The organism is Vibrio sp. D173a (assembly GCF_030248475.1).
The window spans coordinates 72,263-88,717 of the sequence record NZ_JAHGAH010000005.1 but is presented as its reverse complement, the minus strand read 5'-3'; the positions used below and the strand labels follow the sequence as shown (position 1 = coordinate 88,717).

At 41.0% G+C, this 16,455-nt stretch carries 16 protein-coding genes and 1 tRNA gene; 7 read left to right on the top strand and 10 right to left on the bottom strand.

What is annotated here, in order from left to right; all coding sequences use genetic code 11:
* Window positions 1–155 precede the first annotated feature (155 nt).
* From KIV40_RS00525 to KIV40_RS00515, 3 genes are all read right to left on the bottom strand, one after another.
* Window positions 156–2,546, bottom strand: coding sequence for an AAA family ATPase (locus KIV40_RS00525; RefSeq protein WP_285347654.1), 2,391 nt, complete (start codon window positions 2,544–2,546; stop codon window positions 156–158).
* A 139-nt stretch (window positions 2,547–2,685) separates the two neighbouring features.
* Complete coding sequence (locus tag KIV40_RS00520; RefSeq protein WP_285347653.1) at window positions 2,686–3,255, bottom strand: ABC-three component system middle component 1; 570 nt, start codon at window positions 3,253–3,255, stop codon at window positions 2,686–2,688.
* A complete protein-coding gene (locus KIV40_RS00515; RefSeq protein WP_285347651.1) occupies window positions 3,252–4,682 on the bottom strand; it encodes an ABC-three component system protein in 1,431 nt (476 codons plus the stop codon). The genes KIV40_RS00520 and KIV40_RS00515 overlap by 4 nt, the downstream gene beginning before the upstream one ends.
* Before the next feature lie 584 nt (window positions 4,683–5,266).
* Between KIV40_RS00515 and KIV40_RS00510 the strand changes: the two genes are divergently transcribed.
* From KIV40_RS00510 to KIV40_RS00495, 4 genes are all read left to right on the top strand, one after another.
* On the top strand, window positions 5,267–5,470 hold the full coding sequence (locus KIV40_RS00510) for an AlpA family transcriptional regulator (RefSeq protein ID WP_306431754.1): 204 nt from the start codon (window positions 5,267–5,269) through the stop codon (window positions 5,468–5,470).
* Complete coding sequence (locus tag KIV40_RS00505) at window positions 5,451–6,719, top strand: VapE domain-containing protein (RefSeq protein ID WP_285347650.1); 1,269 nt, start codon at window positions 5,451–5,453, stop codon at window positions 6,717–6,719. The genes KIV40_RS00510 and KIV40_RS00505 overlap by 20 nt, the downstream gene beginning before the upstream one ends.
* A 194-nt stretch (window positions 6,720–6,913) precedes the next feature.
* On the top strand, window positions 6,914–7,108 hold the full coding sequence (locus KIV40_RS00500; RefSeq protein WP_285347649.1) for an AlpA family transcriptional regulator: 195 nt from the start codon (window positions 6,914–6,916) through the stop codon (window positions 7,106–7,108).
* Between the two features lie 184 nt (window positions 7,109–7,292).
* Complete coding sequence (locus tag KIV40_RS00495) at window positions 7,293–8,063, top strand: hypothetical protein (protein WP_285347648.1); 771 nt, start codon at window positions 7,293–7,295, stop codon at window positions 8,061–8,063.
* A gap of 51 nt (window positions 8,064–8,114) precedes the next feature.
* Here KIV40_RS00495 and KIV40_RS00490 read toward each other — a convergent pair whose 3' ends face one another.
* From KIV40_RS00490 to KIV40_RS00475, 4 genes are all read right to left on the bottom strand, one after another.
* Window positions 8,115–8,369, bottom strand: a complete 255-nt coding sequence (locus tag KIV40_RS00490) for a hypothetical protein (protein ID WP_285347646.1) — start codon at window positions 8,367–8,369, stop codon at window positions 8,115–8,117.
* A gap of 66 nt (window positions 8,370–8,435) precedes the next feature.
* A complete protein-coding gene (locus KIV40_RS00485; protein WP_285347645.1) occupies window positions 8,436–8,756 on the bottom strand; it encodes a hypothetical protein in 321 nt (106 codons plus the stop codon).
* Window positions 8,756–9,541 (bottom strand): DUF4225 domain-containing protein, encoded by a 786-nt coding sequence (locus tag KIV40_RS00480; protein WP_285347643.1) that lies wholly within the window; start codon window positions 9,539–9,541, stop codon window positions 8,756–8,758. The genes KIV40_RS00485 and KIV40_RS00480 overlap by 1 nt, the downstream gene beginning before the upstream one ends.
* Window positions 9,538–10,041 carry an Hcp family type VI secretion system effector gene (locus KIV40_RS00475; RefSeq protein WP_285347642.1) on the bottom strand — a complete coding sequence of 168 codons (504 nt, stop codon included), beginning with the start codon at window positions 10,039–10,041 and terminating at the stop codon, window positions 9,538–9,540. The genes KIV40_RS00480 and KIV40_RS00475 overlap by 4 nt, the downstream gene beginning before the upstream one ends.
* A gap of 325 nt (window positions 10,042–10,366) precedes the next feature.
* On the opposite strand from KIV40_RS00475, the gene KIV40_RS00470 reads away from it, so the two are divergent.
* The 3 genes from KIV40_RS00470 (at window position 10,367) to KIV40_RS00460 (ending at window position 12,243) form a co-directional block, all read left to right on the top strand.
* Window positions 10,367–10,690: a hypothetical protein gene (locus KIV40_RS00470; protein WP_029845296.1), complete on the top strand. Its 324-nt coding sequence runs from the start codon at window positions 10,367–10,369 to the stop codon at window positions 10,688–10,690.
* A 477-nt stretch (window positions 10,691–11,167) separates the two neighbouring features.
* A complete protein-coding gene (locus tag KIV40_RS00465) occupies window positions 11,168–12,043 on the top strand; it encodes a phage integrase N-terminal domain-containing protein (RefSeq protein ID WP_285347640.1) in 876 nt (291 codons plus the stop codon).
* A gap of 68 nt (window positions 12,044–12,111) precedes the next feature.
* Entirely contained in the window at window positions 12,112–12,243 is a 132-nt protein-coding gene (locus KIV40_RS00460; RefSeq protein WP_020840061.1) for a hypothetical protein, read from the top strand.
* Between the two features lie 228 nt (window positions 12,244–12,471).
* Here KIV40_RS00460 and KIV40_RS00455 read toward each other — a convergent pair.
* The 3 genes from KIV40_RS00455 to dnaG form a co-directional block, all read right to left on the bottom strand.
* A tRNA-Ile gene (locus KIV40_RS00455) sits at window positions 12,472–12,547 on the bottom strand.
* A gap of 145 nt (window positions 12,548–12,692) precedes the next feature.
* The gene (rpoD, locus tag KIV40_RS00450; RefSeq protein WP_285347639.1) at window positions 12,693–14,555 is read right to left on the bottom strand and encodes an RNA polymerase sigma factor RpoD; all 1,863 of its coding nucleotides are present in this window, start codon (window positions 14,553–14,555) and stop codon (window positions 12,693–12,695) included.
* 99 nt (window positions 14,556–14,654) lie between these two features.
* Window positions 14,655–16,415, bottom strand: a complete 1,761-nt coding sequence (gene dnaG, locus KIV40_RS00445; protein ID WP_285347638.1) for a DNA primase — start codon at window positions 16,413–16,415, stop codon at window positions 14,655–14,657.
* Between the last annotated feature and the right edge of the window lie 40 nt (window positions 16,416–16,455).

Genomic DNA, 16,455 nt, shown 5'->3' with positions numbered 1-16,455 from the left:
CATGGGGCGCATACTGTCATTAAACTGATCAAGGTTTGCCCAGCAGTAAAACGAATGTGCGCAGATAGTTGTTTTTTAGCATCCGTTGGCTAGGGTTCATCAATAGAAGGGTAATCTAAATTCGAATTACCCTTCAGTTTGAAGACTATGCTGGCTTATTCAGCATGAGGTTTCAATTCAACGTTTCTGTATCTAAAACGATTTGTTGGGATAAATTCTTTCCTCTGCATCAAGTTGACGATTTTGACACTCTCATTGTGCTTTAAATACTTGTAAGTGAAGTATCGAGCCACTTTATCCTCATGCGTTGATAAAATTACCTGTCTATCCTTAAAGTCATTTCTCAGAACCTCGACTAGGGACGACATGTTAATGTCATCCATAGTTTGCACAGGATCATCTATCAGTACACTAGAAAACCGAGAAGAGTATACTTTGTGCAAAGCTAATGTTAGAGATATTACTATTGCCGAGATCTGTCCAGAGCTCATTGTATTTAGAATATCATGGTCACTTTCCCAGTTAGACACCAACCGGACATTTTTAAGCTCTTCATTGCCTGTAGGATCTTTTATGAATATCCCATGCCCTAGTCCTGCTTGGTGAGATTGAAGAATCTTTCCTGAGTAGATATAGAATGGAATCTCAATTTCTGTTATTAGCTTTTTTCTGTACTGTTTAATTTTAGCCTTGACGACCCCTACAAGATCATTCACTTCAGCCTCTGCTTTATCGAGTAAAGCTTTAGTACTTATTAACTTAGCGAGTTTTTCTGCTACTTCTTTCAGTGAGCTAAAGTATAGTCCTTTAATATATCTTTTTTTACTCTCCAATTGTTCTTCTTTTATCTCAGCGGTTCGAGCCTGCTTAGACTGAAAATAGTCAACATATATACGGTCGAAAACTCCGTTCACATTCGATTCGTAATAACCTTCTGGGGCAGTGCCAACAACCGAACGGATACGTTCAGATAAAAGGCTAGAAGCTTCCCCTATATAATTGCTACCGCCTGATACAGGGAAAGAAGACGCCAATAGATCATCAAACTGTATACCTTCTTTCAGAAGCCATTCTCGCAGATTATTGAATCTACTCTCCAAGTTGCGCGCTTTTGATAACGCGAGTAGCTCCTCCTGAGACGGAGAAGGGTTTTGCTCGATGTAATCAGAACACTTTTGAACTAAAGGTAGAACGAACTTAGAATTAAATTCTTCTCTCGCCTTGATTAGAGCTTTGTCTTGCCCAGTCAACTCTTGTTTAAGTAAGTCACCATGTTTGGCAATAGCATCACTGAGAGCTGTGTGGCTCTTATAGTCATGGCCACATAACATGCAAGCAGATTCCTCAGGCACGTTACCTAAACCACTTTGCATAGCTATATGATGGGTAACTAGTTCAGAGTATATCGAGTTCAAGCCAACAGATTTTTTCTCCAACTTGATCAGTTCATCGAGCTGATACTTGAAAGTTTCAATATCTTTAAATTCTAACAGTTCTAGAATGTCATTAATATTTTCATTTACTGCTATCTTTTCTAAACTATTCGAGTCCAGTTCAAGTAGAAAATTCCTAATTATACCGTTCTCATTTGATTTTTTAACATACCTATCATACTTATTAATGCTATTCACATACCCAATATACAGTTGGATAACTTCTTTTTGTGCTATAGCGTTTTCAAATCGTAGATTGCGAAAGAAGAAGTTCTTATGTGTTAAGAAATCTTTAAGATATTCGATTTCCTTAAGAGCATTGTTTAACTTTTCTTCATTTAGGTCTGGAATATTTTCAGCATCCCAAAATGCGAAGTCTTTGCTCTCCTGAAGCCAAGGTAAAATAAAAAAGTGAGCTTCCAAACCTTCAGTTTGTGCACTAGTTTCCGCATCAATGTTGTAACGTGTTTTAAGTTGTTCAATTTGAGCGGATTTTTTTCGCTTCCGAGCTGTTATTTTTCCTAATATTTCGACTAATTTCTTTAGTTTTTCATCGGCATCACGCGTGTTACCAAACAGTTGAGCAAGTTCTTCTGCTCGTTGCGTTTCGTTCTTTGATTTGAGGAACCTTGAAGTCTCTTCTTGTTGAACGTAGTGAAAGAGTAAAAAATCACGTTTAAAGTCACTACTTTGAAAATATGTATCTAGTTGATTCTGATTAGAAGGAATAAAAACGCCATCAACAACTTCATATATATCCCATAACTCTTGAAATCTAGAAATCTTCTTTGCACTATTTGGTATAGTTCGTTTTAGTTGTCTGATAAAAGTTCTGGTACTCCCGTCATTATCACTAAACTCTAGTTCAATCTTTACATTATCTCGGCCTTGATGAGCAACAACAATGTCTGAAGGGTTCTGACGCCCCTCAAGTGATATAAGACGTGTTAAGTTTCCAGTCAACCCGAGTTCAATACCATCGAATACCGAGGTCTTGCCGTAACCATTAGGACCATCGAGCAATATGAGGCGTTGATCTGCAAAGTTAATGGTATAGGGATCTTCTCCAAATATTTTGAAATTAGTGAAAGTAACTTTACTAAGTTTAATCACGAGCTTACCCCCATATACCTTCAACTTTTGCTTCTATGTTGTCTTCTTCCCATAACTCGGAATTTTCCGTTAGGTTCTTATATATACTTAACTGGCTAGATGAAAGTGATAGTTCTATATCATCAATTAAGTTAGCCAATTATTGCTGTTGTGGTATGTAGCTAATAAAAGGTAGCTTTAAGATTGATTTTAATAGTAACGAATAATAGTTCTTCTGCTCTTTGTTGTTGTTTTTGAATTGTAAGAAGCTCATTCCATAATTTTCATTTATGACACTATTAATTAATTCTTCATTCAAAGAACTTAACTGATTTCTATCTATGTAGTCCTGAAGATCTATTAGTTCATCCTCTGTATAAGTGATAACATTCTTTTTAAAGTTGTATTGGTCTTCTTCTATCATTAGGATGGTGGTCCTGTTTACTTGATCTTCTTTATGGCAAAGAATAAGGGTGCAGTTCTTCTCAAACTCTTGCCCTACAAAACCACTTATGATGATTTGGTCAAACCAATCCTGTATATGGTGTTCAAGAAACTGTTTTGCAGCCTCATTAGATTGCTCATGAAGTTTGACTACTAGAAAGTACTCTTGTCGATGGTTATCCACGCAAGGTTTAAACAGATTTAGTGTCGCCAACTCTTGATGTAGAGGTATTTCAGTCTCCTGATACCCATTACTATTGAGGATAATATTTATTATTTTATTCATGAGCTTAGTGCAACCTTTGCGTTTGATATTGGTACTAAAGATATATTACTTAACATATCATCCCTCTTCGAACGAGGGTCCTCATAATCTCCTATTGGAGCTTCAGTATGGGTTATTGATTTAGGTGAAAATAAATGAATGTTAGAACCATCATAAATAATATTCTCGACTTCAAATAGAAATTCCCACATATTACTATTCAGTATTATTTTCTTTTCAATATGAGTAAGTGGGATCCCATTCATTATTGTGCTGGGGATAAACCTTTTAATTGGTAAAGAAGTCGTTTCATACGTAATTTGGCACTTTTCTTTTACATTGGATATGCACTTGTAATCCAACTCATGGAGTATTTTAATTAATACAAATCGAATGCCATTCTCATCAACTTTTAACGCGTTTTTGGTACTGTTTAATTCCTGTAGGTTTATGTGAGGGCAGAAGTGTCTATAGTAACTCCACAACTCTAATGGTTCTAAATTTAACAAGATGTTTTTGGCTTCTTTTAAGTTACATTTATCATCTACTTCTTCATAGGAGTCAGGATCGTTGATGTATTCGTCAAGTAAATGGGCAAACTGTTCTTTGAAAACACATGATAAGTAATGGAGCCCAATATCTTCGTGATCTTGAATAGCAGCCTCAATGATTTCAACGAAGCTTATAGATATCTTATCAGTCCCTTGCTTGGATTTATGTCTATCAATTATATGCTTGTCTATCATCCCCAAAAAGTAATGCAATGTTTGTTCAACACGTTGTTGAGTATTTATTAGGTTCCTTGATGATAGTAATTTCGATATTTCAGATTTGATTTTTTCATTGATAGAATTGAGGTCACAAAAGCTATTGCCGTCATCGTAAACATAAGCCTCTAAACGTGAAATCGCATCGTTTTGGTTTAGAACTATGTCAGTTAACATAGAACATATATCTGTTGCCGAGTCACTAGGAAATGCTGATCTAATGATTGCTGCGGGCTTTGGTTTGTTAGGAGCGTCTGATATAGCCTTTTCAATGATAGTGTTGCCGACTTTAGGGTTTGCCCCTCTATATTGGTCTATTATCGATTGAATATCATCTCTCAACGAGTCGATTATACAAGTAAAACTTGCTTTCGGATTAATCTGCTTCCAAGTATGGATCTTCCCCAACACATTTGGGTTTTTTGATAGTTCTAAAGTAATCTCCAGCAGGGCATCCGAATATTTGCTGTATGAGGAGGTGTTGTAGGCTTTCACTTGATGAAAAGAAACAAAAGTACCATTGTCACGTACCTCAAAGTCCTCATTGTCTTCTAACACCAAGCTCAGCTTTGATAAATCAGTTTGTACTGGTAATGCGTTGATTTGCAGTAAAGTGTAGTAAAGAGCAACCTTGCCTTGATAGTTAAACCCGCTCCAAGAAGGTGATGCATCAAAAGCCATCTAAGGACTCCTATATCACATTGTAAGAATGTCATTTCTAGTGGATAGTATCTTGTTGACAGCTAGATTCTTTTGGCTGTGAAACCAATGACTCTTTACAACCGCCACACATATCACCATGAGAACTAGTTGTCGAATGTAACACAGTATGCATATTTCAATAATTGATTTAGCTCCTATATTACTCAAATGTGCGCACTACAAATTCCATTGCTTCAGTAGCTTAAAATCTAGACCTCCTTATGAACAGATCTTTGGCTTCTAGTGACGTAATCTCATGACTTGTTGTGCGAGATGTATCTTAACCCCTCTAATCAGGTGGCTAAATTCACTTGATACTACAAATCCAATATGGTTGTGTCAGTGCAATAGCATTAACACGATTATGTCCACAAGTTGGTTTCACTCTTTATTGCTAGGACTTTTGACGCCAATTTTTATCTTTTGTTCGCACTGCGAACATCTTCTTTTGGTTACAACTTTTTTATCAAGATCAATTAAAGCAATCGACCTCCTAAAACCGTTCCCTCCTTTTTTTTCCAAGATACTAACTCCTGTCATTTGATGAGATAAGGAGAAAGTTGATGACACATAACCGAATCATGTCCTTGAAAGAGGTCTCAGAAGCCTTAGGACGAACTCCCAAAACTATTTGGCGATGGTGGGCTAAAGAGAAAACATTTCCTAAACCTATTCTTATCAATGGACGCTGCCTTGGCTGGCGAGAGTCTGAGCTAGATAACTGGATGGAGAGTCAAGGGGGTAAAAGTGACAGCAGCAAGAGATAAAAGTCAGCCGAGCGAGCCTCAACTCGATTTTCCAGACAAGAAAAAAGAAGGGTTTAAGAAGCTTATTCTAAATACAGATGACAACCTAAGGGTACTGTTAGCTCATAAAGGATATGTTCCTTACTTAAACGCAATGAACACTGAGGTAGAAGTTCTCCATAACGGTAAGGTGATGGAATACGAGGTGCTAATAAGTAAGTTAATAAGTGACTGTGCAAGATTCGATGTACCAAAAGCAGCAATTGGTGATCATCTGCATGTACTGGCAAAGGAGCGTTCATATCATCCTATTGTTTTGCATTTGTCTGACTCTAAATGGGATGGCGTCGAACGAGTGAAAAAAGTTATTGGGTGCATCCGTTCGAAGAGACCTGAAGTTACAGAGCTAATTATGCGGAGGTGGCTTGTTGGTTGTATTGCGGCGCTATACGAGCCTCGGTTTAGTAGTAAGTTAGTTCCAGTGCTTCAGAGTAAGCAGTCTTTTAGAAAAACCGCGTTCTTATCAAGAATAGGTGACATCGTACAAGGAGCATTTCTTGGAGGTCGGGCATTAGATCCCCGCTGTAAAGATAGCGTGTTACCTATTATTAAGTCATGGATTGTTGAACTTGGTGAACTGGAGTCCTCAACAAAGCACAGTCAAGGTCAGCTGAAAGCCTTTATATCCCAAGAGGCAGACACAATCAGGTTGCCCTATGCGCGTACCGACCTCAAAAAACCGAGGCAAACGCTTTTGATAGCGACGGTAAACGGCCAAGACTTCTTAAAGGACAGAACGGGTAATACTCGGTTTGGTGTGATTGAACTAAATGAACCCATTGATATGACTACTGTGAATCGGATTCTCGGGTGGCAATACAACGGAACTGGCAGCCTTCGCCAAGAAGAGCCCGAGTCATTGCGGCAGTTTTGGTTGGAGGTCAAGCACATGTATGAAGCTGGTGAGCCGTGGGTACTGTCAATGGACGAGCAGGCTCTGGTTGATACGGTATCTGATAAATATTTGGATAAAGGGCGTTGGTACAAAATGCTTCAGGAGCGAATATCAATGAAGGCTGACGATAATCGAAGCCAGACTGAATGGCTTGCACCAGGCCAAATTAGCCGGATCTTAGGCATACCATGCAACTATGTTGCTCATGTCGGCAGAGCTCTACAGCGATTAGCTGATGAGGGGAAAATTGAAACTCGTTACAAAAATGGCTACAGGCTGTATTTGTTTCCAAGCAGCTGTCGTCCACATTTCTAAGATTGTATGTTCATAACTTTACTTCACTTACCTCACTTAAAGTGGAGTAAGTGGAGTAAATTGAGCAAAGCCAAGTTTATACCGTTCGCACTGCGAACATCTAATAAATTCAATCAATCGACCTCTTAAAGCCGTTACGCCTCTTTTTATCAAAGATACTGCTTCAGTCATCAAATGAGAAAAGGAGGATGCTCATGGCAAGAGGTCGAATTATGCCCCTAAAAGAAGTTTCAGATTCACTAGGTCGCAGTCCGAGGACGATCTGGCGTTGGTGGGCTAAAGACAAATGTTTTCCAAAACCAATTCAAATCAACGGACGTTGTTTAGGGTGGCGAGAAAAAGACTTTGTTGATTGGCTAGTTGCACAAGCGCAGTCCTTTGAAGAGTAAATTTATAGAAGCGAGGTAATTGGCCTCGCTTTTTCGTTCGCACTGCGAACATCGACTTAATACTTTGTGAAATACAGCGATCGTTAGTTTAAAAAAAATATCCGGTTCTATCTGTCTTAATGTTCATTTTGAAGTTCAAGAGGAGCAGGCATTACAGCTTCTCATCCATTAAGAAGGAAAGAAAATGAATAGTGTTAAACATATTTCGACTGAAACGTTTGATTACGCAGCTGTGACGTTTTGTAATCAAACAAGCATCGCATTATCTGGTCATGTTGATATGAGACATGTGTTATTTGGGTATTTCGAGGAGTTTCTATCTCCTATGACGCCTTTAAATCATGACCATGCGCTCTGCACTGTTATAGAGGACATTGATTGCATCATTGTTGATTACGGTAAAGACATCAAACGGTTTCTTAACCTCACAGAGGCTTTAGCTTGGGCTAAATCCATTCTGGGAGTGAAGGTATTCAGGTGTGTAGATTTATCCTTGTTTGGTGAGGCAGGCTTCTTCATAGAAGACTACATGGATGAACTAAGAGAAAACTCTGATAGTTTGATAGACTTTTTCGTATATAGCTTTAATCACCACGGTTGGCGTGTGTCTCCATATCAACTTGCTCGTGATGTAGAGATTATGTGCGAACATAACGAACCGGAACTTGTTGAAGCTTTATATAACTTTGCTAGAAATATTCATGGCTTTAGTTCTATAGGACCAGATCGCTCGCCTTGGTTCATGAGTAAACCTGATATTGAAGGGACCTATAAAGTTTGTGTCTTTAACGGAAAGGTTGAGTCTGTAGAGCTTAAACGCGTTCACACTGAAGGCGATGAGGCTAGTGGTTTGATGGTGTTTCGCGAGGAAGGGGAGCCAGTGCTGTTATCTGACCGAAAGACAGATGAATGGCTGTGGTCATATACGTTTAACCAAGCTACACCAATTACCTAAAAGACATGATTAATTAGAAGCGGCTTGACGTAGAGTTGAGTCGTTTTCTTACTACCAGTAGTGATTATCCGAGTGAGGTCTTTCTGTAACTTTATTCCTCAGTTTCCCTTCTAAATCCCGTTCAAAATCATCACCAATGTCATCAAAGTAGGTTTTGTCTGATAATCCATCATCAAAGCTTATATGCTCTTTATCTCTGCTTTTTCCAGCATCAGAGGCATCTAGAATTAAAATAATGCCTTCGAGTAGTGCAATGCAAGTTGTGCTGAGTATTGATAATAGGCTAGGGACTTTTTTATCTACCATGCTTTCACCTTAGATTACTCCCCATAGGCTATGGATAAGGATTGCACTCCTTGTGGAGTGATTTAATCAATAACGATGGGAAAAGTGCTTGAAGAGTTTGCCAAACTTAGATGGTGGTAATGTAGCAGTAGTGAGCACTAGGAAAACAAAACTCATAAACCTCAGAGTGTCTGAAACAGCATTTGAACTAGAATCGATGAAGAATAACCAATTATCAACAATGGCTTTTTCAAACAAAATACTGTAGTGCTGATGACCAAATGCACATGTAGCAACAACATATAAGACAAACCTTATGTTAGTGTTTTTTTTGCTGTAATGCTCTGACAGAAAATGACTTATTCCTAGTCCAACTATACTAATCAACGCGTATTGTACTACTGACATTACCGCTCCTCTTCAAGGTAGGGCTTGGCTGCATCTTTCACTGTATTATAATTACCAAATGTTTCGTTGAGTAACGCACCACTAGACATTGTTCTCCACCCTTTAGAAAAGTCTCTAGATGAGTAGTAAAAAAGTTTAAACTGGCGTGCATTTGGTACGTTAGCATGTGGGACTGTCTTTAAGGTGTTTTTTAACCCATATATGCTTGTTGCGATATCTACGGCGGCGTACGCAGCGTCACCATCTCTCGATGCCATTCCCATTTGTTCTGCAGCTAAGCGATACCCTTTGCGTACAAAACTATCACTGTCACCATAATCACCCGTATATCGCCCTTTCCAGTTCTGAACAATATTGCCAGTTATATTGTATGAGTTTTCATAAATGTTGTTTCCCCCATGAGTCATCATTGGGGTACCAACACCACTACACCAAGATGCGCCAGCAATAGAGAAAACAGAGCTTGTAACACAGATACCATATCCAGCAGATAATTGTCCTACTCCAGCTATAAGACCGATACCATATTTACCCAGTTCAAGAGCCTGATCAATTAAGCTTTGTCGCTCTTGCTTCGCCAATCGAACAATTTTGCTTCCTACTAGAATCCCATCTCTGTAATCACTCAATAAGCATTGGCCAAGAAAACGATACTCCTCCCGAAATTGATGTTGGAGGGTTGGATCTTGCAAGTGGCTCATGCTGTACATGTTAGCTTGACGAAGCAAGCCCCTAACGGCAACTCTTACTTCGTCTCCTTCTATTTGTGTCGGAGTATTGCTCATTGGGCTACTTTGTCCTTCAATTCTGAAAGTGGTTGTAACCAAGAGGCAAAAGCGGCAGTGTTTGCTCCAATATGACGCCAGTTAATGTCTCTATATGAAATAGCGACAGTTTCAGTCATCTCGCTCTCGTTGAAGTCGACGACATGTGGCATATGAGATGAAACCGATCTAATAAGGGCACCACTCAAGATTATCTCATAAAAAAGCTCATCTCCGCCTTTATGATTTGGTCTATAAAAAGTCAGGCGACATTTTAGTTCTTCCCCGTCGGAGCATGCTTGAGCTAATACTGGCGAAGACTTATCAATCTTTTTAACAATTTGAATTGGAGCATGGATCGAACGGCTATCGTGTGCAATTGAATGAGAGAAAGATAAGACAGTAATCTCATCCTCATGGCCCAACTGATAGCTGTTGCCCATAGAATAGAAGGTATTACAGCCAGTTGATAGGCAGCCGCTCATCACGCTCTCGATAGATAGGTAAGCTTTTGTGCTCATTGATTTTTCCTAATCATTAAATGTGCAAAAATGTTAGCAAACTAAATTAATAGGGACACCTTGCATATCGGTGTTCTGATTAGTTGAAATGTCCGTGAATGCTATCTAAAAGCAGGTATTATCAAATTCGTGAAGATCAGCAACATTCTTTAGCTGTGCCTCATAGAGAGTCTTAGTCCGAACCTAAGTGTTGCTCACAGCACTATCTTCGCTACTTTTTATGCATTGTTCTTGGCGTGGCTCACTTTAAGATTCTCTGACTTGCTTATAGTGATACTGTGGTTAAACGTTCGCAGTGCGAACAAAACAAGGTAAAGGAGTACGTATGGTCCACATGGAAGAGTTTCTTTGGAAGCGCTATATGGAAGACATGGAGCATGTGTTTCTGGATGCACTTGCATTTGTGAGTGACCAACATCGTGTTGTGCTGGCGAAAGCATTAACGGCTATTTTTGCTGAGGATGCTCCATTTGAACTATCGGATGAGAATATACTGGCCTACCTAAAATCTACTGATGCGATCAAGCGTCAGGTATTCATCAAGTATGGTTACTTTGAGCCACGTTTCGACTTGCCTTTGCAAGAATTGGTTTTATGTATTGACGATATCAAAGAGCCTTTACTCAAATCTATCAAGCTGCCAATGTAGCGCCTCCTGTCACTAGCTATGGAATAGGTAGTGACAGGAGGCATGCCTCAACCACCAAAGCTTACGCTTTCTGCATTCCACTCTTTTTTAAAGCGGGGTCGCTTGGTGACAGCCAAGTGACGGCTTGCTAGCCTAACAATGTAAATACAAGTAGCCGTCGCTCTAAAGACACTTCAGAAATCGTAAATCATATAAATAGGAGAAAGAAACGTAACCAGCATTGTTCTTCATAATGCTCTTCTCGTAGGTGCTCAAGCTTCTTCAAGTAGACCATGTGCGACAGTCGTCACTTCGACATACAAACCATAAATCTTGCCCTCATCGCCTCTGAGGCATTCTGCTTACTAACCATAAGTTGGAATTGGGCTTATCACTAACCAACAGGTCACAGTGGTTTGATTACGTTTCTCTTCGATATGTTTCAAATAAACAGAGCCATATGAGCTATATGGCTCTCATTTGATTAGGAGTAGTGGTATGGCTAAGCCGAGTTTAAGGCACGGACTCGTTTTGTTGATGAGACGAAATACAGACGGAAGTTATGCATCCCAAGCGGCACGCAGCAATATTCTTATTCAAATCGAGAAACAGTTAAAAGGGGGAGGGTATAGGCACTTAACTCCTCATACGCTTAAATTGAAGCACGTAAAATTCCTTGTTAAGCATTGGCAGAGCCAAGGCTTGAGCATAGGAACGATCAAAAATCGCATGGCTCATGTTCGTTGGGTATTTGAAAAAACGGGGCGTGAGCATTTATTGCCGAAATCGAATGAAGAACTAGGTATCGGAAAGCGAGTGTTTAGCGATAACACAATTAATAAGGCAAAAACACTTGAGGTGGAAAAGCTCAACACAATCTCAGACCCGTACATCAAAACAGCATTAGAACTACAATCTGCATTTGGTTTGAGACGAGAAGAAGCATTGAAGTTCTCACCCAGTATAGCTATCAAAAGCGATAGAATTTTTTTAAAGGGTTCTTGGACTAAGGGTGGTAAGGAACGAGAGGTTCCAATTCGAAATGAATACCAGAAGCGGGTTTTAGAACATGCCATCGCAATAGCTCCCAAAGGTTCTATGATTCCGGCTGGTAAAACATACATCCAACAACTAAAACATTATGAGAGCACCTGCAAGCAAGCTGGGTTATGTAAGAATCACGGTTTGCGACATCAGTACGCCCAGACGCGTTATATTGAACTCACAGGCATGAAGGCCCCAAAGGCTGGTGGCTTGACGAGCAGAGAGCTTAGCGTAAACCAGAAAATGGTAGATAAGGAAGCTCGTTTGATTATCAGCAAGGAGCTGGGACATGAAAGAGAAGAAGTCACGGTAATTTATCTGGGACGATAAACTAGACAGCTCACCAATTCTTCAGTAGATTAAAAAGCAATCAGTAAGAATGAGAGTGGAGCTTTACTATGTTGACGCAAATCCTAGATGCTGCCGATATGACCTTAGCGCAGTTCTTGTTTTTATCTCTTATCGTCTTCGGGACGACATGTTTGATTCTGTTTGCAACTTGGTATGATCACAAACATGGAATTGAATAAAGTGCGAATCTAAAAAAAGCGCCCCTTGAGAAAGGGGCGCTTTTTTGTTGTATGCAACAAGGGATTATCTGAGTTTCCTGCTCTTGATGGCAAAAACTAATTTTGATTAACAAGAGAGGACTCGAAATGTGCGTTAAGTCTCTTCCTAACTACACCCACAACTACACCCAAAATCATCAAATGCAAAAAAGGCGTAGTAGGTACTAACCTGCTACGCCTTTCGAAATATGGTGGCCCCTCGCAGACTTGAACTGCGGACCAATCGATTATGAGTCGACTGCTCTAACCACTGAGCTAAGGGACCTTAATAGGTTAACGATTATAGGGGAAGCATTACGAGGTGTCTAGCCACTAGGTAGGGTAATTGCGCTTAGTTTTTATTCACTTAGCTTCACAGATAATAAAAAAGGTGACACTCGGTCACCTTTTTTCGTTTTTAATCGCCGCGATTACTCGTCTAGGAAGCTGCGCAGTGTTTCTGAGCGGCTTGGGTGACGTAGTTTACGTAGTGCTTTCGCTTCGATCTGACGGATACGTTCACGAGTAACGTCGAACTGCTTACCAACTTCTTCTAGAGTGTGGTCAGTGTTCATGTCGATACCAAAGCGCATACGAAGAACTTTTGCTTCACGTGGCGTTAGGCCTGCAAGTACGTCTTTTGTTGCCATTTTCAGGCTTGTCGCAGTTGCAGAATCTAACGGTAGTTCTAGCGTAGTATCTTCGATGAAATCACCTAGATGCGAATCTTCGTCGTCACCGATTGGTGTCTCCATAGAGATTGGCTCTTTAGCGATTTTCAGTACTTTACGAATCTTGTCTTCTGGCATCTGCATGCGCTCTGCCAGTTCTTCCGGTAGCGGCTCACGACCCATCTCTTGCAGCATTTGGCGAGAGATACGGTTTAGCTTGTTGATCGTTTCGATCATGTGTACCGGAATACGAATCGTACGTGCTTGGTCCGCGATTGAACGAGTGATTGCCTGACGGATCCACCACGTTGCGTAAGTCGAGAACTTGTAACCACGACGGTATTCGAACTTATCTACCGCTTTCATCAGACCGATGTTACCTTCTTGGATTAGATCCAAGAACTGTAGACCACGGTTGGTGTATTTCTTCGCGATAGAAATTACTAGACGTAAGTTCGCTTCAACCATCTCTTTCTTTGCACGGCGAGCTTTTGCTTCACCGATAGACATGCGACGACTGATGTCTTTTATGTTTTGAACGTTAAGAGAAGTCTCTTCTTCAATCATTTTTAGTTTAGCGATTGAACGACGGATTTCTTCTTCGTTACGTTTGATCTTTTCAGCGTATGGCTTGTCAGATGCTAGGATCTCATCTAGCCATGCTTCGCTTGATTCGTTGCCTGTGAACAGCGCGATGAATGATTTCTTCGGCATTTTGCCGTATTCAACTGCAGACTTCATGATCAGACGTTCTTGAGTACGAACGCGATCCATTGCTGTGCGCAGTTCATTCACTAGGTGATCGAACTGTTTTGGAGTTAGACGGAATTCTCTGAATACGTCTAACATCAACTCGTTAGCTACGGTCGCTTTAGGGCTCTCGTAACCGTGTTCGTTGATTGCAAGCTGAAGGTTTTGGTATGTGCTGCGTAGCTGGTTGAATTTCTCAAGCGCTAGCTCTGGGTCGATACCAACATCTTCTTCAGAATCATCTGAATCGTCATCGCTTTCTTCGTCGTCATCAACGTCTTCTTTATCTTCTTCTTCTAGCTGAGATTCAGTCAGCTCAGAACCGATGTGCGTTGCTGTTGGTGCAGCTGTATCGTCTGCATCAGGGTCAACAAATCCAGAGATTAGGTCTGTTAGACGAAGTTCTTCTGCTTGAACTTTATCAAACTGCTCAAGAATGTATGGGATAGTGCCAGGGTATTCAGCAACAGACGATTGAACTTGGTTAATACCTTCTTCAATACGTTTTGCGATGTCGATTTCGCCTTCGCGAGTCAGCAGCTCTACAGTACCCATTTCACGCATGTACATACGTACTGGGTCTGTTGTACGACCAATTTCACTTTCTACGCTAGAAAGTGCTGCTGCTGCAGCTTCAGCTGCATCTTCATCGGTAATGTTTGTGTCATCGTTCAGCGCTAGATCATCGGCATCAGGAGCAGTTTCTACTACCTTGATACCCATGTCGTTGATCATCTGAATGATGTCTTCTACCTGTTCTGAATCTACGATTTCAGCAGGTAGGTGGTCATTTACTTCGGCGTAGGTCAGATAGCCTTGTTCCTTGCCTTTAATAACAAGTAACTTTAGCTGTGACTGCGGATTTTGATCCATAGACGGTATCCAACTTCGTAATCTGGTGAAGGAATCAGTATGCGAAATGCAAACCACTTACTATAACAAATTAAATTGTTGCTGACTAATTAATCAGGGTTACGCTTTTAAATCTAGCATTAAAGCTAGCAGCTCCCTTTTCTCTTCGGCTGATAAACCGACACTTCTTGCTTTGGCCTGCAGGTTTTCAATTTGCTTTTCTACGCACTGGGCAATAATTTTATCCAGTGAGTCTAAAAATATTTCTTCTAGGTTGTCTTCTACGAGGGGTATATCCCAGCTCGCTAGACGAGACAGAAGGGTCTCATTTTGGCTATTTCGCCAATGCTCTAATAATTGGCCTGTGTTGATATGGGGATGTGCCTGACATTTATCAAGTACATCAACAAATAAACTTAGTCCTGGTATTGATAAATCTCTTACCGAAGACAAATCAGGTACCATTTGAGCATAGCTCGGATTTTGAATAAGTAGAGCGATTACCTCGCGCATTGGAGTTCGTTTGATCTCTTTGTGCGGCTGAGGTCGAGTTTCGTTCGTCTTCTTACGCGGTTGGCGTAAGCGGTTATCAAAGCCCGTGCGTTCATCAAGCAGCTTTTCGAGTAACTCCTGAAAGTAGGGATCAGGTATCTTGTCGATCAAGGCACTCGCGTAGGCACGCAGTGCGGATTTACCCTCATTGTTGCCCAAGTTGATTTGGTGCAATTCAATCAGGTTATCGAAAAGATAGCTCGAAAGCGGTGTCGCTTGTTCAATTTGTTGTTCGAAGGCTTGCTTGCCGTATTTGCGAACGTAGCTGTCCGGGTCTTCACCATCAGGCAAGAACAAGAACTTCAATGTGTTACCTGTTTTTAGGTATTGAAGTGCGTTCTCTAACGCGCGCCATGCGGCTTCTTTACCTGCTCGGTCACCGTCATAACAACACACAACGGTGTTGGTTTGTCGGAACAGCATTTGAATGTGGTCACCGGTCGTTGACGTGCCCAATGACGCGACAGAGTAATCTACGCCATATTGCGCCAAAGCCACCACATCCATATAGCCTTCAACAACCAAAACTCGTGGCGGTTCACGATATGCCTGCAAAACTTCATAAAGGCCGTAAAGTTCTTTGCCTTTATGGAAGATAGGCGTCTCTGGTGAGTTGAGGTATTTCGGTGTGCCATCACCAAGTACACGGCCACCAAAGCCAATGACTCGACCACGACGGTCACGAATCGGAAACATGATACGACCACGGAAGCGGTCATAGCGGTTGCCTTTGTCGTTCTCGATCAACATGCCACCAGTTACTAGCATGTCTTGGTTGTCTTTGTTCTGGCCGAAGTTCTTACGGACTAAATCCCATTCATCAGCCACATAGCCGATGCCAAACTTCTGGACGATTTCGCCAGACAGACCGCGATCTTTCAGGTACTCAATCGCCACTTTGCTTGCTGGCTGCTTGAGTTGGTTACGATAAAACTGAGCAATGTTACCCATCAAATCGTAAAGACTGCGTTTTTCACTGCTGCTTGCTTGAGGGCCAGATTTAAACTGACCACCGCCACCACTGCGTTGTTCACGTGGTACATCCAAACCGAGGTAAGACGCCAGTTCTTCAATGGCCTCGACAAACTCTAACCGTTCGAACTCCATGATGAAGTCGATGGCATTGCCGTGAACGCCGCAACCAAAACAGTGGTAAAACTGTTTCTCTTGGCTGACGCTGAATGAAGGGGTCTTTTCGTTATGGAAAGGGCAGCAAGCACCGTAGTTTTTGCCTTTTTTCTTAAGTTTCACGCGTGCGTCGATGATATCGACAATATCGAGTCGAGCTAGGAGGTCATCAATAAAACTGCGAGGGATGTGTCCAGCCATAAAACCTAACAAAAAAAGAAAATCATGATTGGTGTGAATG